Origin of the sequence: Streptomyces sp. NPDC101110 (genome assembly GCF_044759525.1) — a bacterium.
GTDB lineage: Bacteria > Actinomycetota > Actinomycetes > Streptomycetales > Streptomycetaceae > Streptomyces.
The window spans coordinates 81026-105528 of the sequence record NZ_JBIVZM010000005.1 but is presented as its reverse complement, the minus strand read 5'-3'; the positions used below and the strand labels follow the sequence as shown (position 1 = coordinate 105528).

28 protein-coding genes are annotated in these 24503 nt (G+C 70.5%); 11 read left to right on the top strand and 17 right to left on the bottom strand.

Translation table 11 applies throughout. The features are described from left to right. Positions 1-124: 124 nt before the first annotated feature. The 5 genes from rlmB to ACIQU3_RS12960 all read right to left on the bottom strand — a co-directional run bounded on the left by rlmB (position 125) and on the right by ACIQU3_RS12960 (position 4731). Positions 125-1066: a 23S rRNA (guanosine(2251)-2'-O)-methyltransferase RlmB gene (gene rlmB, locus ACIQU3_RS12980; protein WP_403924835.1), complete on the bottom strand. Its 942-nt coding sequence runs from the start codon at positions 1064-1066 to the stop codon at positions 125-127. Positions 1067-1174: 108 nt separating this feature from the next. Beyond that, entirely contained in the window at positions 1175-2572 is a 1398-nt protein-coding gene (gene cysS / locus ACIQU3_RS12975) for a cysteine--tRNA ligase (protein WP_403924832.1), read from the bottom strand. Positions 2573-2669: 97 nt separating this feature from the next. Beyond that, on the bottom strand, positions 2670-3164 hold the full coding sequence (gene ispF, locus ACIQU3_RS12970; RefSeq protein ID WP_403739877.1) for a 2-C-methyl-D-erythritol 2,4-cyclodiphosphate synthase: 495 nt from the start codon (positions 3162-3164) through the stop codon (positions 2670-2672). Next, positions 3154-3918 (bottom strand): 2-C-methyl-D-erythritol 4-phosphate cytidylyltransferase, encoded by a 765-nt coding sequence (gene ispD, locus ACIQU3_RS12965; RefSeq protein ID WP_403739874.1) that lies wholly within the window; start codon positions 3916-3918, stop codon positions 3154-3156. Before ispD ends, ispF begins: the two co-directional genes overlap by 11 nt. Before the next feature lie 330 nt (positions 3919-4248). Beyond that, positions 4249-4731, bottom strand: a complete 483-nt coding sequence (locus ACIQU3_RS12960; protein WP_003953493.1) for a CarD family transcriptional regulator — start codon at positions 4729-4731, stop codon at positions 4249-4251. 581 nt (positions 4732-5312) lie between these two features. Between ACIQU3_RS12960 and ACIQU3_RS12955 the strand changes: the two genes are divergently transcribed. After that, on the top strand, positions 5313-5990 hold the full coding sequence (locus tag ACIQU3_RS12955) for a DUF461 domain-containing protein (protein WP_403739871.1): 678 nt from the start codon (positions 5313-5315) through the stop codon (positions 5988-5990). Positions 5991-6060: 70 nt separating this feature from the next. Here the strand turns inward: ACIQU3_RS12955 and ACIQU3_RS12950 are convergent, their stop codons facing one another. After that, positions 6061-6741 carry a response regulator transcription factor gene (locus ACIQU3_RS12950; RefSeq protein WP_030243122.1) on the bottom strand — a complete coding sequence of 227 codons (681 nt, stop codon included), beginning with the start codon at positions 6739-6741 and terminating at the stop codon, positions 6061-6063. After that, entirely contained in the window at positions 6738-8027 is a 1290-nt protein-coding gene (locus tag ACIQU3_RS12945) for a sensor histidine kinase (RefSeq protein WP_403739868.1), read from the bottom strand. Before ACIQU3_RS12945 ends, ACIQU3_RS12950 begins: the two co-directional genes overlap by 4 nt. Positions 8028-8272: 245 nt before the next feature. On the opposite strand from ACIQU3_RS12945, the gene phoU reads away from it, so the two are divergent. The 3 genes from phoU to ACIQU3_RS12930 all read left to right on the top strand — a co-directional run bounded on the left by phoU (position 8273) and on the right by ACIQU3_RS12930 (position 9735). Beyond that, positions 8273-8974 (top strand): phosphate signaling complex protein PhoU, encoded by a 702-nt coding sequence (gene phoU / locus ACIQU3_RS12940; protein ID WP_403739865.1) that lies wholly within the window; start codon positions 8273-8275, stop codon positions 8972-8974. Between the two features lie 200 nt (positions 8975-9174). Beyond that, complete coding sequence (locus ACIQU3_RS12935) at positions 9175-9330, top strand: hypothetical protein (RefSeq protein ID WP_167345925.1); 156 nt, start codon at positions 9175-9177, stop codon at positions 9328-9330. Between the two features lie 153 nt (positions 9331-9483). Next, entirely contained in the window at positions 9484-9735 is a 252-nt protein-coding gene (locus ACIQU3_RS12930; RefSeq protein WP_102909218.1) for an SCO4226 family nickel-binding protein, read from the top strand. Positions 9736-9831: 96 nt separating this feature from the next. On the opposite strand, the gene ACIQU3_RS12925 is transcribed toward ACIQU3_RS12930, so the two are convergent. From ACIQU3_RS12925 to ACIQU3_RS12915, 3 genes are all read right to left on the bottom strand, one after another. Beyond that, positions 9832-10977 (bottom strand): RNA polymerase sigma factor, encoded by a 1146-nt coding sequence (locus ACIQU3_RS12925; protein WP_403925317.1) that lies wholly within the window; start codon positions 10975-10977, stop codon positions 9832-9834. 8 nt (positions 10978-10985) lie between these two features. Further along, positions 10986-11393 carry a YciI family protein gene (locus ACIQU3_RS12920; RefSeq protein WP_403739861.1) on the bottom strand — a complete coding sequence of 136 codons (408 nt, stop codon included), beginning with the start codon at positions 11391-11393 and terminating at the stop codon, positions 10986-10988. 142 nt (positions 11394-11535) lie between these two features. Further along, positions 11536-12165: a DinB family protein gene (locus ACIQU3_RS12915; RefSeq protein WP_403739858.1), complete on the bottom strand. Its 630-nt coding sequence runs from the start codon at positions 12163-12165 to the stop codon at positions 11536-11538. Between the two features lie 380 nt (positions 12166-12545). On the opposite strand from ACIQU3_RS12915, the gene ACIQU3_RS12910 reads away from it, so the two are divergent. Together ACIQU3_RS12910 and ACIQU3_RS12905 are read left to right on the top strand one after the other, a co-directional pair. Beyond that, positions 12546-13391 carry a hypothetical protein gene (locus tag ACIQU3_RS12910; RefSeq protein WP_403924829.1) on the top strand — a complete coding sequence of 282 codons (846 nt, stop codon included), beginning with the start codon at positions 12546-12548 and terminating at the stop codon, positions 13389-13391. A gap of 100 nt (positions 13392-13491) precedes the next feature. After that, positions 13492-13728 carry a hypothetical protein gene (locus ACIQU3_RS12905; protein WP_403924826.1) on the top strand — a complete coding sequence of 79 codons (237 nt, stop codon included), beginning with the start codon at positions 13492-13494 and terminating at the stop codon, positions 13726-13728. Between the two features lie 229 nt (positions 13729-13957). Here ACIQU3_RS12905 and ACIQU3_RS12900 read toward each other — a convergent pair whose 3' ends face one another. Beyond that, on the bottom strand, positions 13958-15331 hold the full coding sequence (locus ACIQU3_RS12900; RefSeq protein ID WP_403924824.1) for a lipase family protein: 1374 nt from the start codon (positions 15329-15331) through the stop codon (positions 13958-13960). 354 nt (positions 15332-15685) lie between these two features. Here ACIQU3_RS12900 and ACIQU3_RS12895 point away from each other — a divergent pair, with 354 nt between their 5' ends. Next, entirely contained in the window at positions 15686-15895 is a 210-nt protein-coding gene (locus ACIQU3_RS12895; RefSeq protein ID WP_403739846.1) for a hypothetical protein, read from the top strand. Between the two features lie 245 nt (positions 15896-16140). Here ACIQU3_RS12895 and ACIQU3_RS12890 read toward each other — a convergent pair whose 3' ends face one another. After that, a complete protein-coding gene (locus tag ACIQU3_RS12890) occupies positions 16141-16467 on the bottom strand; it encodes a GYD domain-containing protein (RefSeq protein WP_403924821.1) in 327 nt (108 codons plus the stop codon). 667 nt (positions 16468-17134) lie between these two features. Then, entirely contained in the window at positions 17135-17260 is a 126-nt protein-coding gene (locus ACIQU3_RS12885; protein ID WP_403924818.1) for a hypothetical protein, read from the bottom strand. 757 nt (positions 17261-18017) lie between these two features. Between ACIQU3_RS12885 and ACIQU3_RS12880 the strand changes: the two genes are divergently transcribed. Further along, complete coding sequence (locus ACIQU3_RS12880) at positions 18018-18752, top strand: GAF domain-containing protein (protein ID WP_403739840.1); 735 nt, start codon at positions 18018-18020, stop codon at positions 18750-18752. Positions 18753-19071: 319 nt separating this feature from the next. On the opposite strand, the gene ACIQU3_RS12875 is transcribed toward ACIQU3_RS12880, so the two are convergent. Further along, positions 19072-19833, bottom strand: a complete 762-nt coding sequence (locus tag ACIQU3_RS12875) for a phosphoglyceromutase (RefSeq protein ID WP_366710791.1) — start codon at positions 19831-19833, stop codon at positions 19072-19074. Positions 19834-20002: 169 nt separating this feature from the next. On the opposite strand from ACIQU3_RS12875, the gene ACIQU3_RS12870 reads away from it, so the two are divergent. Beyond that, entirely contained in the window at positions 20003-21271 is a 1269-nt protein-coding gene (locus ACIQU3_RS12870; protein WP_403924815.1) for an MDR family MFS transporter, read from the top strand. A 136-nt stretch (positions 21272-21407) separates the two neighbouring features. Here the strand turns inward: ACIQU3_RS12870 and ACIQU3_RS12865 are convergent, their stop codons facing one another. Beyond that, a complete protein-coding gene (locus tag ACIQU3_RS12865; RefSeq protein WP_403924813.1) occupies positions 21408-21743 on the bottom strand; it encodes a DUF6233 domain-containing protein in 336 nt (111 codons plus the stop codon). Between the two features lie 140 nt (positions 21744-21883). Here ACIQU3_RS12865 and ACIQU3_RS12860 point away from each other — a divergent pair, with 140 nt between their 5' ends. Continuing rightward, the gene (locus ACIQU3_RS12860) at positions 21884-22318 is read left to right on the top strand and encodes a nuclear transport factor 2 family protein (RefSeq protein ID WP_403739827.1); all 435 of its coding nucleotides are present in this window, start codon (positions 21884-21886) and stop codon (positions 22316-22318) included. Between the two features lie 35 nt (positions 22319-22353). On the opposite strand, the gene ACIQU3_RS12855 is transcribed toward ACIQU3_RS12860, so the two are convergent. Further along, entirely contained in the window at positions 22354-23061 is a 708-nt protein-coding gene (locus tag ACIQU3_RS12855) for a hypothetical protein (RefSeq protein ID WP_403924810.1), read from the bottom strand. Positions 23062-23192: 131 nt separating this feature from the next. Beyond that, positions 23193-23618 carry a DUF2000 family protein gene (locus tag ACIQU3_RS12850; RefSeq protein ID WP_403739821.1) on the bottom strand — a complete coding sequence of 142 codons (426 nt, stop codon included), beginning with the start codon at positions 23616-23618 and terminating at the stop codon, positions 23193-23195. Positions 23619-23667: 49 nt separating this feature from the next. Here ACIQU3_RS12850 and ACIQU3_RS12845 point away from each other — a divergent pair, with 49 nt between their 5' ends. After that, positions 23668-24462 (top strand): AraC family transcriptional regulator, encoded by a 795-nt coding sequence (locus tag ACIQU3_RS12845; protein WP_403739818.1) that lies wholly within the window; start codon positions 23668-23670, stop codon positions 24460-24462. Positions 24463-24503 lie beyond the last annotated feature (41 nt).

The window sequence follows — 24503 nt, the reverse complement described above, 5'->3', positions numbered from 1 at the left end:
CCGAGTGACGTCGCGTTAGGACACTGCCTTGACCCGCCGGATGTGTCCGGACCCCGTCAAGCTTGTCCTCGTCGCCCCGATGACACCGGAATCACCCCGTACGGGTGAAGTTCCGGACGCTTGTTCAGCGGCGTCGACGGGCCGCCTCGTACAGCACGATCCCCGCCGCCACACCGGCGTTGAGCGACTCCGCGCCGCCCGGCATCGGGATCCGCACCCGGACGTCACAGGTCTCCCCGACCAGCCGGGACAGGCCCTTGCCCTCGCTGCCGACGACGACGACGAGCGGGCCGTCCAGGGCCGCGAGCTCACCGAGCTCGGCCTCGCCGTCGGCGGCCAGGCCGACGACCGTGATGCCGGCCTTCTTGTACGCCTCCAGGGCCCGGGTCAGGTTGGTGGCGCGGGCGACCGGGGTGCGGGCCGCCGTACCGGCGGACGTCTTCCAGGCGCCGGCCGTCATGCCGGCCGCGCGGCGCTCGGGGACCACGACACCATGACCGCCGAAGGCGGAGACGGAGCGGACGACCGCGCCGAGGTTGCGCGGGTCGGTGACGCCGTCCAGGGCGACGATCAGCGGGTCCTCGCCGTTGTCGTAGGCGGCGGCCGCCAGGTCCTCGGGGTGCGCGTACTCGTACGGCGGGACCTGGAGCACCAAGCCCTGGTGGTTGAGGCCGCTGGTCATCCGGTCCAGCTCGGGACGCGGGGCCTCCATGAGGTTGATGCCGCCGCGCTCGGCGGCGACCTGGAGGGCCTCGCGCACCCGCTCGTCGTTGTCGATGAACTGCTGGACGTAGAGCGTGGAGGCCGGGACGCCCTCGCGCAGCGCCTCCAGGACCGGGTTGCGTCCGACGACCAGCTCGGACGTGCCCTTGCCGCCGCGGCCGCGCACGGTGGGCCGGCGCACGGCCTGCTTCGCCTTGGCGTTGGCGACGCGGTTCTTCTTGTGTCCCTTGCGCATCTCGGCGGGCGGGGTGGGGCCCTTGCCCTCCAGGCCCCTGCGCCGCTGGCCGCCACTGCCGACCTGCGCGCCCTTCTTGCCGGACATGCGGCGGTTGTTGGCTGCCATGACCTACCTGTCTCTGCTGTCGCCGTGAGGCGGTGAAGTGCGTACGTCTATGAAGTGTGCCGCCCGAAGGCCCGGGCGACACAATCGATCTTCCGGCCGCGGCCGGGCCTAGCGCGGGCCGAGGCTCCAGCGCGGCCCCTGCGGGCTGTCCTCGATGACCAGGCCGGACTGGCCGAGCTGGTCGCGGATGGCGTCGGCGGTGGGCCAGTCCTTGCGGGCCCGGGCGGCCTCGCGCTGGTCGAGGACCATGCGCACGAGCGTGTCGACCACGCCGTGCAGGTCCTCACCTCGGTCGCCCTCTCCCGCCCACTGCGGGTCCAGCGGGTCGAGGCCGAGCACGCCGAGCATCGCGCGGACCTCGGCCAGCCGGGCCACGGCCGCTTCCTTGTCGTCGGCGGCCAGCGCGCTGTTGCCCTGCCGGACCGTGGTGTGCACGACGGCGAGGGCCTGCGGCACGCCCAGGTCGTCGTCCATCGCCTCGGCGAAGGCCAGCGGCACCTCGGCGGCGGGCTCGACGACGCCGGCCTTCTCCACCACGCGCTGCACGAAGCCCTCGATGCGCGCGAACGCCGACTCGGCCTCGCGCAGCGCCTCCTCGCTGTACTCGATCATCGAGCGGTAGTGCGGGGTGCCGAGGTAGTAGCGCAGCACGATGGGCCGCCAGCGCTTGACCATCTCGCTGACCAGGACCGAGTTGCCGAGCGACTTGGACATCTTCTCGCCGCTCATGGTGACCCAGGCGTTGTGCACCCAGTACCGGGCGAACTCGTCACCGTAGGCCTTGGCCTGGGCGATCTCGTTCTCGTGGTGCGGGAAGATCAGGTCCAGGCCACCGCCGTGGATGTCGAAGGCGGACCCGAGGTACTTGTGCGCCATGGCCGAGCACTCCAGGTGCCAGCCGGGCCGGCCGCGCCCCCACGGCGTCTCCCAGTCGGGCTCGCCGGGCTTGGTGGCCTTCCACATGGCGAAGTCGCGCGGGTCGCGCTTGCCGGTGATGCCCTCCTCGGCGGGCTGGCGCATCTCGTCGAGGTCCTGCCGGGACAGCTCCAGGTAGGAGGGCCAGGAGCGGACGTCGAAGTAGACGCTGCCGTCGGCCTCGTAGGCGTGCCCGCGCTCGATGAGGCCGCGCATCATCTCGACCATCTCGGTGATGTGGCCGGTGGCCCGCGGCTCGTAGGTGGGCGGCAGGCAACCGAGCACGGTGTAGCCGTCGTTGAAGGCGCGCTCGTTCTCGTAGCCGATGGCCCACCAGGGGCGGTTCTGGTCGGCCGACTTCGCGATGATCTTGTCGTCGATGTCCGTCACGTTCCGCACGAACGTGACGTCGTAGCCGCGGTACTCGAACCAGCGGCGCATGATGTCGAAGTTCAGCCCGGAGCGGATGTGCCCGATGTGCGGGGCCGCCTGCACGGTGGCACCGCACAGGTAGATCGAGACACAACCCGGCCGGAGCGGGGAGAAGTCACGGATCTGCCGGGCGCTGGTGTCGTACAGGCGAATAGTCACCACTCCAGGGTAGTGGGCCCCGGGGTGTGCCTCAGGACCTTCACCACGGGACGCACACATTCGTGACACAGGCAACGGGAACGCCCGGCGCCCGCCCTCAGCCGGTGCGCACCACCAGGGCCGTGGCCACCGCCATCAGGCCTTCCTCCCGGCCGGGGAAGCCGAGCCCGTCCGTCGTCGCGCCCGACACCGACACGGGCGCTCCGGCCGCCTCCGACAGCAGCTTCTGCGCCTCGTCCCGGCGCTTGCCGATCTTCGGGCGGGGACCCACCACCTGTACGGCGATGTTGCCGATGCGGAATCCGGCCTCACGCACGATGCGTGCGGCCTCCGTCAGGAGCGTGACCCCGGAGGCGCCCGACCACTCGGGACGGCCGGTGCCGAAGTGCTGCCCGAGGTCGCCGAGGCCGGCGGCGGAGAACAGGGCGTTGCAGGCGGCGTGGGCGACGACGTCCGCGTCGGAGTGTCCGGCCAGGCCCGGGCCCGCGTCCTCCCACTTCAGGCCGGCGCACCACAGCTCGCGGCCCTCCTCGAAGGCGTGGATGTCGGTGCCGATGCCGACCTGGGGCAGTACGGGCAGGTCAGAAGCCATCGTTGAGCCTCCTGCGGGCCAGGACCGCCTCGGCGAGGACCAGGTCCAGGGGACGGGTGACCTTGAAGGCCTCCTCGTGGCCGGGGACGGCCACGACCGTGAGGCCGAGCTGTTCGACCATGCCGGCGTCGTCGGTGACCTCGCCGCTCACCGTCTCGTGCGCCCTGACCAGGGTGGTCCGGTCGAAGCCCTGCGGGGTCTGCACCGCCCGCAGCAGGGCGCGCTCCGGCGTGGCGACGACCGGCTCCGGCTCGCCGGGGGTGCCGGCGGGCTCGACCTGCTTGACGGTGTCGGCGAGCGGCAGCGCCGGCACCACGGCCGGGGCGCCGTCCCGTACGGCCTCGATCACGGCGTCGACGGTGTCCACCGGTACCAGCGGCCGGGCCGCGTCGTGGACCAGCACGATGTCGTGGCCGGGCGGCAACGCGTCGAGGCCGAGCTTCACCGACTCCTGGCGGGTCTGCCCGCCCGGGACGACGAGGAAGTCCGTCCGTTCGGGCAGGGCGTGCGCGTCGAGCAGCGATCGGACCTCGGCGGCACCGTCGGGCGGCGCCACGACGACGACCGTGCCGACGGCGCGGGAGGCGGCCATCGCGCGGACGGCGTGGATCAGCATGGGGGTACCGCCGAGCGCGCGGAGCGCCTTGGGGGCGCCCGGGCCCAGCCGGACGCCGCGGCCGGCGGCGGGGATCACGGCCGCGGTGCGGGCCGCGGAGGGGCCGGCGGTCGGCGAGGGACGCGAATCGTCAGACATCGGTTCCTGTCAGGTTTGTGTGCTGGCCCGGCGTGGGTATGGCCTGGAGGAGTGCCGGGCGCGACGCGCTCGACCGGACCCTTCCGTGACGCCGGTCGAGCCGGCTGCCCGGGCCCGGCACCCCGAACACCGGGGCGTGAGTGATAACACATCTCGGAGTGACGGCGCATCGGCTTCGGAGTACGAACATGCCGCAGCGCCCGGCGACAAAGTAATTCGTCATCGGGCACCGCGGCATTTCGATGTGCAGGCGCGCGCTTGATCAGCCTCGACCAGCAGCCTTGATCAGCGGCTTCGGCAAGCGCAGGGCGCTGTGCGACGGGTTCCGCCTCAGGAGGCGAGCACCTCGTCGAGCAGGGCCTCGGCCTTGTCCTCGTTGGTGTTCTCCGCGAGGGCGAGCTCGCTCACCAGAATCTGGCGGGCCTTGGCGAGCATGCGCTTCTCACCGGCGGAGAGTCCGCGCTCACGCTCACGACGCCACAGGTCACGCACCACTTCCGCGACCTTGATGACATCGCCCGAGGCGAGCTTCTCCAGATTTGCCTTGTAGCGACGGGACCAGTTCGTGGGCTCCTCGGCGTACGGTGCGCGCAGCACCTCGAAGACCCGGTCCAGCCCGTCCTGACCGACCACATCACGCACGCCGACGAACTCCGCATTGTCCGCTGGCACACGTACCGTCAGGTCGCCCTGGGCGACCTTCAGCACCAAGTAGGTCTTGTCCACGCCTTTGATCTGGCGAGTTTCGATGGCCTCGATCAGCGCGGCCCCGTGATGGGGATAGACCACGGTGTCGCCAACCTTGAACGTCATGTGACAGGTACCCCTTCCGTGGCTATCCAGGGTAACACGGAAACTGCGGGTACTGAATGGCGTTTTCGCAGGTCAGGGCATATCTCGGGGCTTGACAACTCCGACAGGAACGTGCTTCGGACAGGGATCGGAAGAAGGTATTCGCAGGTGGGAGCGGCTCTTCGGGGCGAGCGAAACGCGTACGTTACACGCATCCGGAGCATCCTCCAGAAGGCCGAACCTCCCCATATGTCCGGTTCCGTATGATCGACTTCCGCTACTCCGTTCGGCGGCCCTGTACGGTTCACGTCGAATCCGGAATTGATCACGGGGTACCCCGGCGAGCCGCCGGTGATCAATTCCGAGGCGGCCCGCGCATTCCTTCACGGAACATTTGCGGTGCCGCGCGGGTCTCTTATGTGAATGCGGGACGACGGCCACGCCAATGTGACGCGGGAGTCACATGAGACTCAGGTGGGATCAGCGGCGCCGGGGGGTCGGGTGCGGCCGGACGAGGGCGGCTCGGTAACCTAAGGCCCGCTGACAGACACTTAGGGCGGCTTTTTCGGCCGCTCCGCTCGAGTCAAGGAGTTGCCGCCGCCGTGAGCAGCAGCCTTCGACGCGGTGCCCTCGCCGCCGTCGTCACCGCGTTCTCGATCGCCTCGCTCGCCGCGTGCGGCGCCGGCAACGACGCCCAGACGCTGGAGATCAAGCCGGACAACGCGGCGACGAGCGTCGGCGACATCAAGGTCCAGAACGCGATCGTGATCACGCAGCCCGACCTCGAGTCGACCGGCCCGGCCGCGATCTCCGCCACCCTCTTCAACTCGGGCCGCAGCGCCGAGACGCTGGAGTCCATCACCCTGCCCGGCACCGGCAAGACCGCCGAGCTCAAGCCCGCCAAGGGCGGCAGCCTCAGCATCCCGCCCGGCGGCTCACTGATCCTGGGCGGCAAGGACAACGCCACCGCGATGCTGCCGAGCAGCCGCGAGGCCGTGCAGGACGGCAACGCCCAGAAGGTCACCTTCACCTTCAGCAAGACGGGCGCGGTGAGCCTGTCCGCGTTCGTCGTCCCCGCCGAGCACTACTTCAAGGAGTGGGGCCCCACCGAGGTCCCGGCCGCGCCGGGCGCCTCGTCGTCCCCGTCGGGTTCGCCGTCCGGCTCTCCCGCCGAGGGCGAGTCGGGCGCACCGGAGAGCCCCGCGGCCGGAGAGACGCCGGGCGGCCACGACGCCTCCGGCACGCCGGGCGACGCCGCCTCGGCGAGCGCCGGTCACTGAGCGGACACGAAGGGCGGGCCCCCTCCTCGGAGGGGGCCCGCCCTTCGTGCTGCCGTCGCCGTCCGCCGGCCTACGGCTCGAACTTGTAGCCGAGGCCGCGGACCGTCACCAGGTAGCGCGGGGCGCCCGGATCCGGCTCGATCTTGGCGCGCAGCCGCTTGACGTGGACGTCGAGGGTCTTGGTGTCACCGACGTAGTCGGCGCCCCAGACGCGGTCGATGAGCTGCATGCGGGTCAGCACCCGGCCGGCGTTGCGCAGCAGCATCTCCAGCAGGTCGAACTCCTTCAGCGGCAGGTCGATCTTGGTGCCGCCGACGGTGACCACGTGCCGGTCGACGTCCATGCGCACCGGGCCGGCCTCCAGCGCCGCCGGGGTGACCTCCTCGGGCTCGCCGCGGCGCCGCAGCACGGCACGGATCCGCGCGACCAGCTCGCGCGAGGAGAACGGCTTGGTGACGTAGTCGTCCGCTCCTATCTCCAGGCCGACGACCTTGTCGATCTCACTGTCCTTGGCGGTCACCATGATGACGGGGACGTTGGAACGGCCGCGCAGCTGGCGGCACACCTCGGTGCCCGGCAGGCCGGGCAGCATCAGGTCGAGGAGGACGAGGTCGGCGCCGTTGCGCTCGAACTCGTCGAGTCCGTCGGGCCCGGTGGTCGCGACGGCGACCTCGAAGCCCTCCTTGCGGAGCATGTACGACAGGGCGTCGGAGAAGGACTCCTCGTCCTCGACGACGAGCACTCGGGTCACGGAAGGACCTCCGGGGCGGGAAGCGTTTCGTACGCGGTTGATTCGGGGGATGTGGGGGTCGACCGCCCGGCCTCCTCGTCGAGGCCCGCGCCTCCTGCGCGCGTCTGTCGGGCGGGCTGCTGATGTGCGCCGCGGGCCGCACCGGCCTCCGGCAGGCGCAGGGTGAAGGTGGAGCCCTGGCCTTCGGCGCTCCACACCGTGACCTCCCCGCCGTGCGAGGCGGCCACGTGCTTGACGATGGCCAGCCCCAGTCCCGTACCGCCGGTGGCGCGGGAGCGGGCCGGGTCGACGCGGTAGAAGCGCTCGAAGATGCGCTCCTTGTCCTTGTCCGAGATGCCGATGCCCTGGTCGGTGACGGCGATCTCGATGTGGTCCCCGCCGGGGGCGTTCACGCTGCGGGCCGCTATGCCGACGCGGGTGCGAGCGGGCGAGTAGTTGACCGCGTTCTCGACGAGGTTGCCGAGCGCGGCGGCGAGCTGGCCGCGGTTTCCCCACACGTGCAGGTCGGCCGTGCCGCCCGCGGCCATGGTGATCTGCTTGGCGCCGGCCTGGTGCCGGCAGCGGTCCATGGCCTCGGCGACGAGCTCGTCCACGCGGACCGGCTCGGCGTCCTCCAGCGGGTCGTCGTTCTGCACGCGCGAGAGGTCGATGAGCTCCTGCACCAGGCTGGTGAGCCGGGTGGCCTCGATCTGCATGCGCCCGGCGAACCGCTGCACGGCCTCGGGGTCGTCGGAGGCGTCCATCACTGCCTCGGAGAGCAGCGAGAGGGCGCCGACCGGCGTCTTCAGCTCATGGCTCACGTTGGCGACGAAGTCACGCCGGACCGCCTCGATGCGGCGGGCCTCGGTGAGGTCCTCCACCAGCAGCAGCACCAGCCGGGAGCCGAGCGGCGCGACCCGCGCGGAGACGGCCAGGGCCTCTCCGCGTCCGGTGCCGCGCCGGGGCAGGTCCAGTTCGACCTGGCGTATCTCGCCGTCCCGCCGGGTGTCCCGAGCCATCTGCAGCATCGGCTCGACGGCGAGCTTGCCGCCGCGGACCAGGCCGAGCGCGTACGCCGCCGAGCTGGCCTTGACCACGGCGTCGGCCTCGTCGAGGACGACGGCGGACGACCTGAGGACCGACAGGACCGTGTCCACGCCGGGCGGCAGCACGGCGTCGGTGTGCAGGGAGCTACGGGTGGGGCGCTTCTGCTCGCGCTCACTCCAGCGGAACGCGAGCATGGCGATGACACCGGTGAGAACCCCGGCGATCGCTGCCGCTGCGGCGACCGCCGCGTTCACGTCCATGCACCCAGGTTAGGCATGGCTCGGGCACCCTCCACAGCCGTCGGGCTGCGAGCTCGAACACTCGTCGCCCAGAGTTCACCTTGGAGCCAGTATTGGTTCATTTGGGATGCCGGAAACGGACGCGTACGAGGCGGAACGTGGGAGCGTGGGGTTCGGACCGCCGGTCATACGACGGTCGTACCGCCGGTTGTCCGGTGGGCCCCGGCCCTTGGACCCCCGACTGAGACGTACGAGAGGGAAGCCTGATGCGGGACGCGTACCACGAGGAACTGGACTCGATCGGCGACGGTCTGGTGGAGATGGCCCGGCTGGTCGGGTCGGCGATCGGGCGCGCCACGACCGCCATGCTCGACTCCGACCTGAAGCTGGCCGAGAACGTCATCGAGGCCGACCAGCGGGTCGACGAGCTCCAGCACGAGCTGGAGGCCCGGGCCATAGCCCTGCTGGCGCGGCAGCAGCCGGTGGCTACGGACCTGCGCATCGTCGTCACGTCGTTGCGGATGTCGGCCGACCTGGAGCGCTCGGGTGACCTCGCCCAGCACGTGGCGAAGCTCGCGCGCCTGCGCTACCCCGACCGCGCCGTCCCGAGCGACCTGCACGCCACGATCCTGGAGATGGGCCAGCTCGCGCAGCGCCTGATGGCCAAGGCCGCCGAGGTGATCATCACCAAGGACGTCGACCTGGCGCTCCAGCTGGAGCAGGACGACGACGAGATGGACCTGCTGCACCGCACCCTCTTCCAGCACCTGATGGACGACCGCTGGAAGCACGGCATCGAGACGGCCGTGGACGTCACGCTGCTCGGCCGCTATTACGAGCGGTTCGCCGACCACGCGGTGTCGGTCGCCAAGCGCGTGGTGTACCTGGTGACGGGTGAGCACGCGGACGAGCTCCAGACGGACGTGCAGCCGGAGATCCAGGCCGTTTCGGGGTCGGAGAGCGCCTGACGGCCCCGTCCGGGGCGGGAACCGGCGACCGTCCGGGGCGGGAACCGGGGACCGTCCGGGGCGGGAACCGGCGACGGTCGGGGGCGTGCCCAGGGGACGGTCGGCGACGGTCGGGGCGCGGGGGCGCCTCAGTGCGCCGTTGATGCGCCCAGCCGAACGGGCATCCAATGGGCACAGGCACCAGCCTCGAGGAGGGACCCATGGCCGAATCCCCCAGCACCACGCCCGACCCCGCCCGGCAGCGTGAGACCGAGCAGCCCGCCGAGATCAGGAGCCTGCCCCTGATCGCCGCGTGCGGCTGCGGCTCGGGCTGTGGCTGCGGGTGCCAGTCGGGCAGCCCCTGCCAGTGCGGCTGACGCCGGCGCTTCGCTGTCCGTACCACCCGAGGGGCCCCGACAGAGTCGCCGGGGCCCCTCGGCGTGGGGTCGCCCGAGCGGCCGTACGGGCGGAGCATGAGAGGTAGGCAAGGCGGCGCGGGCGAGCACCGTGCCGGGAAGGAGGCGCGAGGCATGCCCAAGTTCATGGACGTCCACAGCGGTATGAAGGGCATCACGGAAGAGCAGTTGCGTGAAGCCCACAACGCGGACCTCGCGATAGAGAAGGACGAGCAGGTCCACTTCGAGATGGCCTGGGCGGACCCGGAGTCCGGCCATGTCTACTGCCTCTCCGAGGCCCCCTCGGCCGAAGCGGTCCAGCGCATTCACGAACGCGCCGGGCACAAGGCGGACGAGGTGCACCCCGTGCCGTTGACGGTGCGGTGACCGGTTGAAGCCGTTGGCCCGTTGAACCGGTTGAACCCATGGAGTTGGTTGCACGGGTCCCGGGTGGCAGGCCGGTGACCCGTCGCGTGCGGCCCGTCAGCGGCGCCGGCCGGCGTTGAGGCGGGCCGCCTGGCGGGTCAGGTAGTCGCGTTCTGCGAGGTTGGGGGCCTTGAGGGCCGCCTCGGCGTACAGGCGGGCCGCCGTCTCCGGGTCGCCGTCGCGTTCGTGGAGGTAGGCCGCCACCGCGTCGCGTCGGGGCAGTGAGTCGTCCAGCTCGGCGAGCGCCGCGAGACCGGCGCGCGGACCGTCGGCCTCGCCCACGGCCACCGCGCGATTGAGCCGCACCACCGGGCTGCCGGTGAGACGGGCGAGTTCGTCGTACCACTCCACGATCTGCACCCAGTCGGTCTCCTCGGCGGTGGCCGCGTCGGCGTGCAGCGCCGCGATGGCGGCCTGGGCCTGGAACTCGCCCAGCCGGTCGCGGGCGAGGGCCGCCTGGAGGATGCCGACGCCCTCGGCGATCAGCCGGGTATCCCACCGGCCGCGGTCCTGTTCGGCGAGCGGCACCAGGCTGCCGTCAGGCGCGGTACGGCCGGCACGCCGGGCGTGGTGGAGCAGCATCAGCGCGAGCAGCCCCGACACCTCGGGGTGGTCGATCGCGGCAGCGAGCTGCCGGGTGAGCCGGATGGCCTCGGCGGCGAGGTCGACGTCGCCCGAGTAGCCCTCGTTGAAGACCAGGTAGAGGACGCGCAGCACGGTCGCCACGTCGCCGGGCTGGTCGAACCGCACGCCGGAGACGGTGCGCTTGGCACGGCTGATGCGCTGCGCCATCGTCGCCTCCGGCACCAGGTAGGCCTGGGCGATCTGCCGGGTGGTGAGCCCGCCGACGGCGCGCAGCGTGAGCGCGACCGCCGACGACGGTGTCAGTGAGGGGTGGGCGCACAGGAAGTACAGCTGGAGGGTGTCGTCCACGTCGGACGCGGGTCCGGGCGCAGGCTCCTCCTCGACGAGGTCCTCCCGCCTCCGGCGGGCGCTGTCCGCGCGTGCCCGGTCGAGGAACTTGCGCCAGGCCACGGTGACCAGCCAGCCCTTCGCGTCCCGCGGCGGCTCGGCCGGCCAGACGCGGAACGCCTCGACCAGCGCGTCCTGAACGGCGTCCTCGGCCGCCGCGAAGTCGGCTCCGCGGCGGACGAGGATCGTGAGCACACCCGGGGTGAGGCTTCTGATGAGGGCCTCGTCCATGGGTGAGGTCACTCCGTGATGGTGGGCGCGGCGGTCAGGAAGGGGCGCACCTCGAGCCACTCGTGGATCGGCTTGCCGCCCGCGCCGGGAGCGGCGGACAGTTCCCCGGCCAGCTCGACGGCACGGTCGTAGCCGTCGACGTCGATGATCATCCAGCCGGCGATGAGGTCCTTGGTCTCGGCGAACGGCCCGTCCGTGACCGGCGGACGCCCTTCACCGTCGTACCGGACCCACGCCCCCTCGGGGGCGAGCGCCTGCCCGTCGACGAACTCGCCGGTCTTCTCCAGCCGCGCCGCGAAGTCGTGCATGTACCGCATGTGGGCCGAGATCTCCTCCGGCGTCCACTGGTCCATCGGTACGTCGTTGACGGCCGAGGGGGCGCCTCGGTAGTGCTTGAGCAGCAGGTACTTCGCCATGGTGATTCTCCTCGGTGCCGGTGCGGCCATCTTGGCCGCTTTCACCCCGGGGACGGAGCCGGACGCGGGTTCTCGACATCCGCGCCGAAGTTTTTTCCGGCGGTTTCGCGGGCGGTGCTTCGCAGGGCCCGGCCGGAGGTGCTCACTGCCCGACGCGGCCGTCGATCCGTTCGCGCAGGAGGTCGGCGTGACCGCAGTGCCGGGCGTACTCCCCGATCAGCCCGAGCAGGACGTCGCGGAGCCGGAGCAGGCCGCCGGGCTCGGGGCCGTAGTCGGAGTGGCCGGCGTTGCCGGTGGTGAGGTCGGTGACGCCGGCCAGGTAGCAATCGGTGCGTTCGAGCTCGGTACGCCACTGGCGCCAGGCGGCGTCCACGACCGCCGGGTCGGCGACCGCCCCGTTGAAGTCGCCGTCCCGGTCCTCGGCGGTGCGGTACAGCTTCGGCGCGTCCTCGCCCGCCATCACCCGGCGGACGTGCCGCTCCTCCTCGGTCACGTGCCGCACCAGTCCGAGCAGGGACATCGTGGACGGCGGCACGGACCGCCGGGCCATCTGCCCGGCGTCAAGGCCCTGGCATTTCATCTCCAGGGTGAGGCGGTAGCTGCGCAGGTGATCCAGGAGGGTGCCGTGTTCGCCGACGGGCCGGGCATCCGTCTCGCGGGGGTCGTCACCGGGGTCGACCCACATGTCGGGATAGACGGTCGCCCGTGTCCACCGGGTCGGGTCCGTCTCCGCTGACGTCGCTGCTTCGCCGGTGTGCTCGCTCGAGACCATGCGGGCATGGTGTCCGGGGGCGGGCTCGCCCGCCACCGGATATCGGGGACGCTCTCGTACTGCGCGGTCTCCCCGAGGGGTTGGCCGCCGTGGCCGCGCCGTCGGGGCACGGGCCGCGGCGGGCACGAGGCGCGGCAGGACACGAGGCACGGATGAGGCGCGAATGAGGCGCGGATGGGGCGCGGATGGGGCGCGGATGGGGACAAAACGCACAGCAAATGACCGCGATGCGCGAGCCGCTCTGGCAGAGTCGATGCCTGTCCGAGGGGCGCCGAGCGCGTGCCCCATGCGCCCAGCGACCCGGGACATGCCATGACCGACGCACGAAGCGACTGCGGACGGAACGCCGACCGGACTCGCACCGCCGCCTTCCCGCCCGCGTGACGTCCACCGAGCAGCACGCCGAGGGCGCGGGACCGTTCACCACCCGGCTCACCTGGCAGGTCCCCGGCGGCGGCACCGCCGTGTGGGAGTCACGGCTCGCCCGGCGGCGCGGCATCATCGCGGTCCGCCCGGCCGGGGCACCGGACGGGCGGCACACCCCGGCCGACGATCTCGCGCTCGGCCGGCTGCGCAGACTCAACGCCATCGCCGCGACCGCCTTCGTCATCGGCGGCGCGCTCTTCGCGCTCGGCGGCGGTGTCGCCCAGTTCGGCTCCGGCGACGCCACCACCTGCGCCTCGATCTACTTCACCGGCGGCCTGTTCTTCAACACCGGCGGCTACGTCTCGCTGCTCCAGGTCGTCAACGCGCCCCGGCACGTCCCCGGGGGTGCCGGCCGCCTGGTCACGAGCGGCTGGCGCTGGTGGAGCTACGAGCCGACGCGGGTGGACTGGCTGAGCACGTTCGTCCTCTTCGCCGGCACGCTGGTGTTCGGCGTCAACCTGCTGGACTCCTTCATCCAAGGGCTGAGCGTCCAGCAGATCAACCGGCTGATCTGGGTGCCGGACGTGATCGGCTGCCTGTTGTTCCTGATTTCCGGGCACCTCGCCTTCGTCGAGGTCTGCCACGGCCGGCGTCCGTGTGCGGGCCGGCGCAGTCTCGGCTGGTTGATCGTCGCCGTGAACCAGTTCGGCTCCGTCCTCTTCATGGTCTCCGCGCTCGCCGCCTACACCCGCCCCGCCACGGCCGACCCGGCCAGCGCGGACATCGCCAACTGGGGCACCCTCCTCGGCGCCGCGTGCTTCTCCCTCGGCGGCCTCCTGCAGTTCGGCGAACGCCCTTGAGTACGGATGCTCCCGTGCCCGGCCGGGGAGACAATCGAAAGAGGAGATACACAGCTTCTCTACTGTGAAAGGTGGGAAGACCGTGGGCCTCGATACGTACGTGAACGACGCGCAAAAGCAGGCGTTCAAAGAGAACGCGACCGATTTCGCACAGCTGGAACCTCAGCTGGACGCGGTACGCCGGAGGGCGTTGTCCCGCCTTGAGAACGTGGGCCTGGCCGGTGGCACGGACATACTGAACTGCCTGGTCTGCGTGGTGTGCGACGGGTGGACCCTAGGCGACGACGACACCTGCGGCAGCTGCTCCCACGGCTGGTTCTCGCACAACGTGAAGTAGCCGGGGCCGCGATACCGCGGCCATGCTGTGCCCGCGACCCCGAGAAACTGGCCGAGTTCTACACCTCGGTCTTCGCGATGGAGCTCTTCCACCGTGATCCGGACGGGAGTTGCTTCCTCTCCGACGGCTCTTTCTCCCTCGCCCTGATCAAGCATCGGCTCGACGGGGAGACCCCGGTCGGCTTCAACCACTTCGGATCGCGGTGGCGGGCGGGGCCGCCGCGACTCCGTCAGCGCTGGAAGGGCATCGTCCCGCAGTTGGACGTGGCCGGTTTGCCCTCCAGGCGTTCGGTGAGCCAGGAGATCGCCGCTCCCTGGTCGGTGACGAGCGGGGCGAGGTGGTTGGTGAGGATCCTGTCGCCCAGGTCGGGCAGGTCGACTGCCGCGTAGGTGACGTTGCCGCCCTTGCGGCACCAGTCCAGGGCCAGTTGACGGGCCTGGGTGTGCGGAACGATGTCGTCCTGGACGCCGGTGGCCACACGGACCGGACCGGCCGGCCGGAGCGTCCCGATGCGCTGCTCGTCGAGGACGGCCCGGGCGCGGGGTTCCTCAGCGATGACCTCGGCGACGGACTTGCCGCTGTTCGTCCACGCGGTGCTGCGGGCGAAGCCGTAGCCGATGACGGCCTCGCCGACGCACATGGTCGACGCGTCGGCGAGGGCCTTGCGCCCGGCGTCGTTGAGGTTCGCCTCGGCGACGTCCCGCATGCCGGGGTACGCCTGGACGAAGCCGTTGATCGCCCAGCCCAGGGCGGCGGCCAGGGCGCTCCCGTCGATGCCCTTCATGACGGCGGTCAGGTCGGCGGGCGGAGCGCCCGCATAGGTGCCCGCGAGGCGGACGTCGGGTGCGTACGTGGGCTGGAGTTCGGCCGCCGACGCGCTGGCCCCGCCGCCCTGGCTGTACCCGTACAGGCCGACGGGGGAACCGGAGGTGAGGGACGTGCCGGGGAGAGCGCGCGCCGCACGGACGGCGTCCAGCACCGCGTGCCCCTCGTCCAGACGGTTGACGTAGGTGTGCAGACGATCGGTGGCTCCCAGACCGACGTAGTCGGTGACGACGACGGCCGCTCCGGTGGCGAGGAGACGGTAGATCGCGAGGATGTCGTAGGCGACGGAGAGGGTCTGTCCGTTGACGGTGAGCGGGTGCTGAAGGGCGAAGGAGGGCGCGCACTGGTCGCCTTGGCCCATGGTCCCCGAGGCCACCGCCACCAGCGAGCGTGGTCCGCCGCTCTCCCACTTCGCCGACGGCTCGATGTAGGCGCCGGTCACCGCGACGGCCCGGCCGGCGGAGTCGGTGGACTTGTACATCAGCCGGGTTGCGGTGCCCGGCAGGGACCGGCCGTCGAGGCCGGGCAGCGAGAGCCCCAGGGAGAGGGGCTCCTGCCGGATCAACGTGCCGTTGGTGGCGGGAAGTCGGGCGGGCGGGGTGTAGAAGGCCGGAATGCCGACGCCCCGGGACACGACGGGATCGGCGTCGGTTGCGGCGCCGCCGGTTGCGGCCGCGTCGGCCGTGGTCGCGCCCACACAGACGCAGGCCACAGTGGCGAGCGCGGCGGCGATCAGACGCTCGGAGACGGAACGCGGACGGCTTCGGTAACGGCTCACAGCTCACTCCTCGCGCTACTGCGGTGCGTGATTGCGCGAAAAACTAGCACTGGTAGTTACCGCTGGTAACACCTGAAGAAGTTACGTTCCGGTAACTGTTCGCCAGAGCAAGCACCGGGTGTTGCCGGGAGCACGGGGACGCGCTGCTCACCGACTCCGGCGCACACGTGGGGGACGTCGTCCGGGTCGTGCGTCGACTGACGGGGCCGAGCCTGTGGCGTGCCAAGGTGCTGGTGACGCGGGATCCATGCAGGGACGAGGGAACTGGCGGAAGCCGGGCCCGCACCGATGCCGAGTGCCCGGCGCAGCAAACCCTGTTGCCCGGCGAGTCACCTGTCGGATTCGATCGGAGCCATGACCGATGGCGCCGCAGTCGACATTGCCGACGAGCAGATCCTCAGCAACCAGATCATCCTGGGCATCAAGGCCCTCCGTGAGCATCTGGACTGCTCTCTCCATGAGGCCCTGGCGGCCTTCGCCGCCAGGTACGAGGTACTCAGGGCGGAGCGCCCGGGCGACTTCGCATGCGGTCATGACGAGTACTGGACCGGCTTCTACTCGTGAGGGCTCGACGCTGTGACCACACCGGGCCGGGGAGGGAGGGGGTGGGGTCACGGCAAGATGTCTCCAGTCCCGAGCCGGCGGCCGGGGCCTGTGCGACCCACCCCCCCATGGCCGCGAGCCCCTCACGATCTCCGTCCGGCCCGGAGGCCGCGACCGTATCGCGGGCCACCGACAACACAGCCGGCCCGAGAGTCAGGGGCGGTGAGCTCGCGCTCCTCACCCGTCGGCGCCGGCCACCTGGACCGCTACGCGCCGGGGGCGCGGTACCCGATCTGCCCGGCTTTGCGCAGGGCATCCATCGTTTCGTCGATGCTCAGGAGAACGGTCGTCTCGAACGAGCTGAGTGCGCCGCCTCCGCTGATCGCCAGTGCGACCGCGGCCATGGAGACGTTGTCAGGGGCCTCCCACAGGTTGTAGCCGTCGCGGGTGCCGAACGCGTACCAGAAGCCGTGCAGCTTGCCGCCGACGGACTCGATGTACGACTGAGCGGCCTTCGCACGGTCCTCGGGGTGGCCGATCAGTCTCGCCCAAGTCTCGGGCGTGTAGCTGAACCTCGACAGATAGAGCGGCATCGTGTCTCCCTTTCGTCCCAGCAAGGGATGCCCCCACAGGGTGCGAAACGCCCCCGAGGCCGCGCGCATCTCCCCCGAATGGCCGGGACGACGACCGCCAAGCCCACCGCGGTGACCGCTCCACCCACATCGGCCCGGCGACCACTCGGCCGCTCTTCACCGACCTCGGCCCAAGCCCAACAAAAAGCCCCCCACCAGGGGCTTCTTCAGTACTGCTTGCTTCTTCTCGCCCTGCGTCTCGCCGGGGATCTTGGTGAGCTGGGTTTTTGCAGGTCAGGGCAGTGGGGCCGGACCACTGGATGGTCGTCGTTGGTCGTTGTTTGCCAGTGCTGGGCGGCCTCGGACGGCCCAGAGACGGCGCGGATCGAGGTCCTCACTCCGGGCCGTTAGCCCGTCTCGCTGTGCTTTGCCGGCCTAGGTGACAGCGCTTCCGAGAGAGCCGCAGGCGGCATCGGCGAACGGCCCCCCAGAGCGCTCACCGCTGATCGAAGGCCTGCACAGCAGCCTCGGACTGGCCAAGTCCAACGGCTACTGCGGCATCAGCAGCTCTATCCATGCTTCGCCTGGTCCAGTGGGCGGCGACCAGGGTGGCTGGGACGGCAATGAACCTGACGCCCTTGTCCATCAGTGCATTGGTGAACTCGACCGCGAACCGGTGTGTTTCGGGCTACACGTCGGTGGGCTCGCTGGCATACCAGGGGAAGGTGTCCGGGTTCCGCTCGACCTCGTCCAACCAGCGGGCCAGGCGGTAAAGCTCTCCGCCGCTGAGCCTGATGGCGGCGTGGTGAGTCAACGTCTCATCACGCACTTAAACACCCATACCCGGCCGACGCTTAGAGGAGGTCTGAAATGCCGGGCTTAGGCGGCCGCTGCCGTCAGAACCGCCGTCGCCCAAGCGGCTCGCCTCTCCACGAACAGTCCACCCGTCGAAGAGGCGAGACGCTGTCAAAGGTGTGGCTACGTCGGTTCTTCCGTAACCCCCCACATGGGTCTACTTCTTACGGAAGATGTCCAAGAGAGTGGACAAAACCGATCGTAAGTGCTGATTCTTCTGCTTAAGGAGGCGTGCCTCCTCTTGGCTTAGATCACCTGACCGCAGTGTGCTGGCGCGCTGTTCCATGTAGGCGGCGGGGTCCGCTTGAAACTCCCTCATCCGAGGGTCAGTTTCTAAGGCGATACCGCTCCAAACACCCGCAGTTCTTGCCATGGTCGAATCCCCCCAGGACTCAGTGTCGTGCGCTCCCTCGCCGTCGCGACCAGCCATAGGCTCCGTCCTGACCCTGAAGCGAGCGCTCGTCATCGCTGGCCAGCTACGCCTGACCGTGCGAATCGATGCCACGGCCTCCATGCGATCTTGCGACCGCAAACGGTGCGGGGTGACGATGCACGCACTTCTGGACCGGCTGCGCCAACGTGTGCCGAGTCGACACACTAACGGAGAAGTACCCGAGTCGGCCGGTTTGGAAACAGACTTCGCCCACTTGGGCTACTCTCCGTGTGTCGTCCGTTACAGTGTCGCCCTGGTGGACAGCCGGGGGTGGGGGTTGCAAGTGGGCAAGGGCGTGATCGCTGCCGGCGGGTTAGCCGTCCTGGCATATGTCGCCCAGATGGTCATTGGTCTAGACATGGAGAGTTGGGCGTTCTGGACCATTACCAGCGTTGGTGCGGCTGCCACGTTGACAACTGTTCTACTGGCCAACCGGCGGGTAGCCACGTCGCATCAAGCGGCGGAGGCAGCGACGAAGAATCAACGCAGAGCCTTCGAGGACGTCCTGGTTCCGCTCGCGCTGAACCTGGACCACATCGTATCCAGTTCGGATGTTACTGAGAGGCGCGCACTCAAACAGCAGACCAAGTTGGCCATCGTCTCCCTTGCGGCCAACTTGATCGGTCCGCCAGACGCTCGTGCATGTTTCCTGGAAGAGACCCCCAACAGGGCGCCGGGTGCACGCGAAATCAAGTGCCAGAACGCCTTATGGTCTGGGCGTAATGTTGCGCCGGTTACCGTCTTCAGGGAGACGGATAGGCGGGGAAGAGAGCTCCTGAAGATGCTCGACGAGGGCACGAGCCTGTTTGTCCCCGATGTTGATCAGCTGCCTAATGAGCTGAAGCCTGACAGCGACACCTATAAGACCTATATCACTTGCGCGGTCACTTCTGGGGATCGAGCTTTTGGGCTTCTGGCTGTCGATTGCCTCAAGCCTGGCGACTTGCACCGAGACGACGTCACGATGGTTGAAGTTTTCGCCCGGATGCTGGGTGTGGCCCTCGCCGCTAGGCGCTAGGGCTTTCGTGAGGTCGGCGGCGCGGCCTTGGGCTGGAGTTTCAATGGGTGAGTCAAGCGCCGCGGTGTGTGAGCAGTAGCCGAAGAAGTGACAGGTCGGGGCTCTGACCTGCGGCCGTGCTATCGATCAACGCTGCGACCCGTGACATAACTGTTGGTGGTCCGCTGTCGCTTTGCTCCAAAGCGCCGGAGCCAGAGCGGAGTGGAGACAAGAGCCGGAGCCCGGAGAGGCCACGGCCCCGTCGGCCTGACGGCCCAGAGGCAGCGAAGCGCCCCCTACCAGCGGACAACCCGCAGGCAGGGGGCTTCTTCAGTGCTGCTTACTTCTTCTTGCCCTGGTTCTTGACCGCCTCGATCGCCGCTGCCGCTGCCTCGGGGTCGAGGTAGGTGCCGCCCGGGTTCAGGGGCTTGAAGTCGGCGTCGAGTTCGTAGGAGAGCGGGATGCCCGTGGGGATGTTGAGGCCCGCGATGTCCGCGTCGGAGATGCCGTCGAGGTGCTTGACCAGGGCGCGGAGCGAGTTGCCGTGGGCCGCGACCAGGACCGTGCGGCCGGTCAGGAGGTCCGGGACGATCGCGTCGAACCAGTACGGGAGCATGCGGACGACGACGTCCTTCAGGCACTCCGTGCGCGGCCGCAGCTCCGGCGGGAGGGTCGCGTAGCGCGGGTCGGCGAACTGGGAGTACTCGGCGTCGACATCCAGCGGCGGGGGCGGGGTGTCGTAGGACCGGCGCCACAGCATGAACTGCTCCTCGCCGAACTCGGCGAGCGTCTGGGCCTTGTCCTTGCCCTGGAGGGCGCCGTAGTGGCGCTCGTTGAGGCGCCAGCTGCGGTGGACGGGGATCCAGTGGCGGTCCGCGGCCTCCAGCGCCAGCTGGGCCGTGCGGATCGCGCGCTTCTGGAGGGACGTGTGGACCACGTCGGGGAGAAGGTCGGCGTCCTTCAGGAGCTCGCCACCGCGGACTGCCTCCTTCTCGCCCTTCTCGTTGAGGTTCACGTCCACCCAGCCGGTGAACAGGTTCTTCGCGTTCCACTCGCTCTCGCCGTGGCGGAGGAGGATCAGCTTGTACGGTGCGTCGGCCATGCCTCAGAGCGTAATCCACGCTTTCGCCCGTTCGCGTGGCTGCCCGGCAGGCGGACGCTTGACGGGATCTGTTAATTGAGTGGCCCCCGTCAACCCCGGGCTCGTAACGTGCTCATGCCTTCAGCGCTACTTACACCGGCCACTCACGCCTTGCTGCCCCGGGGGATCCATGCCGTACGTCCTGCGTGCCCGACGTGCCGTCCGGGAGACGGTCTCCGGTCTCCCCCGCGAGTTCTGGTGGCTGTGGACCAGCACTCTCGTCAACCGGCTCGGCGCCTTCGTCGCCACGTTCATGGCGCTGTACCTGACCCTCGACCGCGGCTACTCCGCCTCGTACGCCGGTCTGGTCGCCGCCCTGCACGGGCTCGGCGGGGTGGTCTCCTCGCTGGGCGGCGGGGTGATGACCGACCGGCTGGGCCGACGGCCGACCCTGCTGATCGCGCAGTCCTCGACCGCCGTGTTCGTCGCGCTGCTGGGCTTCGTGCACCATCCGGTCGCGATCGCCGGCGTCGCCTTCCTCGTCGGCATGGCGAGCAACGCCTCGCGGCCCGCCGTGCAGGCCATGATGGCCGACATCGTCCGGCCCGAGGACCGCATCCGCGCCTTCTCCCTCAACTACTGGGCCATCAACCTCGGCTTCGCCGTCTCCTCCATGGCCGCAGGATTCATCGCCGAGGTCAGCTATCGCGCCGGTTTCCTGATCGAGGCGGGGATGACGATGGCCTGCGCGATCCTCGTCTTCCTGCGGCTGCCGGAATCCAAGCCGGCCGAGCGGGTGGTGCCGGCGGGCGCCCGCGACGACTCCGTGAGCCTGCGCACCGTACTGCGCGACGGACGGTTCATGAGCGTCGTCGGGCTGTCGTTCCTCGTCGCGCTGATCTTCCAGCAGGGGTCGGTGGGCCTGCCGGTGGCCATGGGCGAGGCCGGGTTCACCCCGGCCGAGTACGGCATGGCCGTCGCCGTCAACGGTGTGCTGATCGTCGTGCTCCAGATCCCGGTCACCCGCTTCATCGAACACCGCGATCCCCGCCGGCTGCTGGTCGTCTCGTCCGTCCTCGCCGGGTACGGCTTCGCCCTCACCGCCTTCGCGGGGTCCCTGGGGGTCATCGCGCTCACGGTGTGCGTGTGGACGCTGGCCGAGATCGTCAACGCGCCGACGCAGACCAGTCTGGTCGTACGGCTCTCCCCGGTGCACGGGCGCGGGCGCTACCAGGGCATGTACACGATGTCCTGGGCGGTGGCCGGCCTCGTCGCCCCGCTGCTGTCCGGGTTCGTCATCGACCGCTTCGGGGCGGAGTGGCTGTGGGGGCTGTGCGCGGTGGTGGGGACGGTGGCCGGGGCGGGGTACGCCCTGCTGATGCGGCGCATACCCGGGGAGGAGAAGGTGGTCGAGCCACCGGTGGGGGTGCAACCGCAGCGGGAGGTCGGGGCGAGCTGAGGCGGAACCCGCGTCCCGGTCCGGCCGGCGGACCAGCGAGGGGAACTGCCGGCGGACCTGTCAGCGGACCAGTTCGCAGGCCTACCGGACTCATGATCCAGGTCTGCGCTGTCGAGTCTCCCTGACGATCGCCGCCCTACCCGTCCACGAAGCCGAGCTCCGTGTCCGGGCGGCACTGCGGGCAGGCCTTGACCCCTTCGGCGAGGGCTCGTCGGGCGTGGTCGCGGTCGACGCCCTTGCTGCGGCGGCCCGCGGTCCAGCAGCCGCCGACGTGGACGTACACGGCCTCCCGACCGGACAGACCGCGTTCGATCAGCCAGTCCGGCGCGGGCGGCCGGGCCTGGAGGCCACGCCGGTGTTCGGCCTGGCGGCGTTCCTCGTCCGCGATCCATCGGCGGGTGCGTGCCAGGTCGCGCGCCTGCACGCGCTCCAGGAAGCGGAGCAGCGCGAGCCGCGACTCTGGATCGTTCATACGTTCGATTCTAGGAGCAGGTCGCCCCCGGGCCCACCCGGCCCTTCCCACCCGGCCCTTCATCCCTGCTCAGGGAAAGGTGTCCCGGACTACCTGCGAGGTAATCGACTCCGCCCGGCCCCCCTGGCAGGCTGAGTTCCATGACGCCTGCCGACCCGACAGCCGCCGACACCGCCGAAGCCACCCGCGCCACCGTCCAAAAGTTCCTCGAACTGCGGCTCGCCGGTGACACCGATGGGCTGGCGGCCCTCTTCGCCGACACCGTCGACTGGGTGCTCGCCGAGAACCCCGCCGTGCCCTGGATCCGGCCCCGTTCCACCGCCGCCGAGTGCGCGGCGCAGGCCCGCGAGCTGGCCCGGTACACCGTCCCCGAGGACGCCCGCGCCTCCGTCGACACCTTCCTCGTCGACGGGACGGACGCCGTGCTCATAGGGCATGTCTCCGGAACCGTCCGGGCGACCGGCAAGCCCTTCCAGGGACCCTTCGCGCTGCGGCTCACGGTCGAAGGCGGGCGGATCACCCGGCACCACCTGTACGAGAACAGCGTGTCGATCGCCGCGGCCTGTACGCCTTGACGCCTTGGCGCGTGGCCGGGCCGTGGCGCCTCAGGTCATCCGCCGGTCACACCCCGCACGACCCGGACGTACTGCCGCTTGTCCTCGTCCCGTACGACTACTCCCAGCCGCAGCAGTTCCCCGCGCAGCTCCCGGGCCTCCCCGGCGCCGCCCCCGTCCTCGCGGGCCTGCGCACGGGCCCGCAGCAGGGCGTCCGCACCCGTGGGCAGTCCGGGGGCGCCGGGGACCCAGCGGCGGAACTCGGCGTGGTGCGGGTCCTGCTCCGCCCAGGTGTAGCCGTGTGCGGTGAGGGTGCCGGCGAGGCGGCTCCAGTTCAGGCCGCTGCGCTCCCGCGCCCGTTCGAGGCCGTCCGGGCCGAGCAGGACGAGCTGTTTGCCGTCCCGGAAGAACACGGAGGCCTCCTCTCGGGTGAACTCCTGGACGCCGTCCCGGACGGCCAGGGTCACGTGGGTGTCGCAGACGCGGACGGACAGCGACTCGTGCAGCGCCGTGAAGCCGAGCAGCAGTCCGCCGAGCACACCCACCGTGGTCGTACCGAGGGTGAGGGCGGGTTCCGGGACCGAGGTCAGCAGTTCGGCAGGGCCTTCGAGGGGGGCCCACGGCAGGGCGAGCAGCAGGCGGGCGAGGAGCGGCAGCAGCGCGCCGGCCACGGCACCGCAGGCCACGCAGAAGAGCACGACCGCCCAGGCCGGTTCGGCGAGTTCGGTGGCCCCGGCCGTCCGTGGCTCCGGGCTCTTCCGCATGGGAACGTTCCTGGCTTCCTCCATACGGCCAGTCTCCTGAGCAGCCACCCCCCTGTCGTCAGCCGTCGGTCTACGCGCCCGCAGCCGTCGGTCTACGCGCCCGCGACTTTGGTCTCCCCGCGGCTCCCCGCTCAGGGGTGCATCCGCGCCCCCTTCACCACCTTGTCCACCGCGTTCTTCGGGCCGTACACGGCGAGCCCCACGAGATCCAGGTCCGCGGTCGGCACGGCACGTACCGCGGCGCGGTTGTCGCGGTCGTTGCCCGTGGTGAAGAGGTCGGAGGTGAAGACCGCGCGGGGCAGTGCGCGGGAGAGGGCACGGGTGTGGGCGGTGGTCAGGGTCTCCTTCGTGGCCTCGAAGACCATGACCGGCTGGCGGAACATGGGGAGGTAGGGCACGCCGTCCGCGTCCTCGTACGGTTCGCCGATCACCTCGGGGACCTGCGTTCCGAGGCCGCTGACCAGGAACGACGTCACGTTGAGGCGCTGCCAGGGCTCCAGGTCCGCGCGCAGCAGCACGGCGATCTTCGTGTCGAAGCGGATCGGTTCGGTGTTCATGGTCCGAGCGTGCCCGCCCACCGCCGCCGGGGTCTTGTACGTTCTTTGCATGGCCTCCGAGTCCTCCCGGATCGTCTCCGCCTGGCGGCCCGCCGTCGAGGGTGTCGTCGAGGTCTTCCACGCGCGGTTCACCGAGTACGCGTATCCGATGCACGTCCACGACGCCTGGACACTGCTGATCGTCGACACCGGGGCCGTGCGGTACGACCTCGACCGGCACGAGCACGGCACCCCGCAGGACACCGTGACGCTGCTGCCGCCGCACGTGCCGCACAACGGCTCCCCCGTCACCGCCGAGGGCTTCCGCAAGCGGGTGCTGTACCTCGACGGGACGTACCTGGGGGACGAGTTCATCGGGGCGGCCGTGGACCGGCCCGATCTGCGCGATCCGCTGCTGCGCCGGCGGGTGGGCCAGTTGCACGGCGCGCTGGGACGGCCCGGTGAGGAACTGGAGGCCGAGAGCAGGCTGTTGTTCGTCGGGGAGCGGTTGCGCGGGCACCTGCGGGGCGATCCCGCCGCCGCTCGGCCGGCCGATCCCGTGCTCGCGCGGCGGCTGCGCGAGATGCTGGACGAGCGGATCGTCGAGGGCGTCGTCCTGCGCGAGGCCGCCGGGCTGCTCGGCGCCCATCCCGCCCATCTCGTCCGGGCGTTCAGCGCGGCCTACGGCATCGCCCCGCACCAGTACCTGACGTCCCTGCGCGTGGCGCGCGCCCGGCGGCTGCTCCTGGAGGGGCGCCCACCGGGCGAGGTGGCGGTGGCGGCCGGTTTCTACGACCAGTCACACCTCACCCGGCACTTCCGCAGGCTGGTGGGCGTACCGCCGGGGCGGTACCGGGCCGTCTAGGTCCTGTCGTCGCGCTCCGGTGCGGCTGCCAAGTCGTACCG

Excerpts from the sequence above, each read along its gene's own strand:
- rlmB (WP_403924835.1), bottom strand. The coding sequence starts at position 1,066 with ATGGCAGCCAACAACCGCCGCATGTCCGGCAAGAAGGGCGCGCAGGTC.
- ispF (WP_403739877.1), bottom strand. The coding sequence starts at position 3,164 with ATGGCTTCTGACCTGCCCGTACTGCCCCAGGTCGGCATCGGCACCGAC.
- ispD (WP_403739874.1), bottom strand. The coding sequence starts at position 3,918 with ATGTCTGACGATTCGCGTCCCTCGCCGACCGCCGGCCCCTCCGCGGCC.
- ACIQU3_RS12960 (WP_003953493.1), bottom strand. The coding sequence starts at position 4,731 with ATGACGTTCAAGGTTGGCGACACCGTGGTCTATCCCCATCACGGGGCC.
- ACIQU3_RS12945 (WP_403739868.1), bottom strand. The coding sequence starts at position 8,027 with ATGGACGTGAACGCGGCGGTCGCCGCAGCGGCAGCGATCGCCGGGGTT.
- phoU (WP_403739865.1), top strand. The coding sequence starts at position 8,273 with ATGCGGGACGCGTACCACGAGGAACTGGACTCGATCGGCGACGGTCTG.
- ACIQU3_RS12935 (WP_167345925.1), top strand. The coding sequence starts at position 9,175 with ATGGCCGAATCCCCCAGCACCACGCCCGACCCCGCCCGGCAGCGTGAG.
- ACIQU3_RS12930 (WP_102909218.1), top strand. The coding sequence starts at position 9,484 with ATGCCCAAGTTCATGGACGTCCACAGCGGTATGAAGGGCATCACGGAA.
- ACIQU3_RS12925 (WP_403925317.1), bottom strand. The coding sequence starts at position 10,977 with ATGGACGAGGCCCTCATCAGAAGCCTCACCCCGGGTGTGCTCACGATC.
- ACIQU3_RS12920 (WP_403739861.1), bottom strand. The coding sequence starts at position 11,393 with ATGGCGAAGTACCTGCTGCTCAAGCACTACCGAGGCGCCCCCTCGGCC.
- ACIQU3_RS12915 (WP_403739858.1), bottom strand. The coding sequence starts at position 12,165 with ATGGTCTCGAGCGAGCACACCGGCGAAGCAGCGACGTCAGCGGAGACG.
- ACIQU3_RS12895 (WP_403739846.1), top strand. The coding sequence starts at position 15,686 with ATGACCGATGGCGCCGCAGTCGACATTGCCGACGAGCAGATCCTCAGC.
- ACIQU3_RS12890 (WP_403924821.1), bottom strand. The coding sequence starts at position 16,467 with ATGCCGCTCTATCTGTCGAGGTTCAGCTACACGCCCGAGACTTGGGCG.
- ACIQU3_RS12875 (WP_366710791.1), bottom strand. The coding sequence starts at position 19,833 with ATGGCCGACGCACCGTACAAGCTGATCCTCCTCCGCCACGGCGAGAGC.
- ACIQU3_RS12870 (WP_403924815.1), top strand. The coding sequence starts at position 20,003 with ATGCCGTACGTCCTGCGTGCCCGACGTGCCGTCCGGGAGACGGTCTCC.
- ACIQU3_RS12865 (WP_403924813.1), bottom strand. The coding sequence starts at position 21,743 with ATGAACGATCCAGAGTCGCGGCTCGCGCTGCTCCGCTTCCTGGAGCGC.
- ACIQU3_RS12860 (WP_403739827.1), top strand. The coding sequence starts at position 21,884 with ATGACGCCTGCCGACCCGACAGCCGCCGACACCGCCGAAGCCACCCGC.
- ACIQU3_RS12855 (WP_403924810.1), bottom strand. The coding sequence starts at position 23,061 with ATGCGGAAGAGCCCGGAGCCACGGACGGCCGGGGCCACCGAACTCGCC.
- ACIQU3_RS12850 (WP_403739821.1), bottom strand. The coding sequence starts at position 23,618 with ATGAACACCGAACCGATCCGCTTCGACACGAAGATCGCCGTGCTGCTG.
- ACIQU3_RS12845 (WP_403739818.1), top strand. The coding sequence starts at position 23,668 with ATGGCCTCCGAGTCCTCCCGGATCGTCTCCGCCTGGCGGCCCGCCGTC.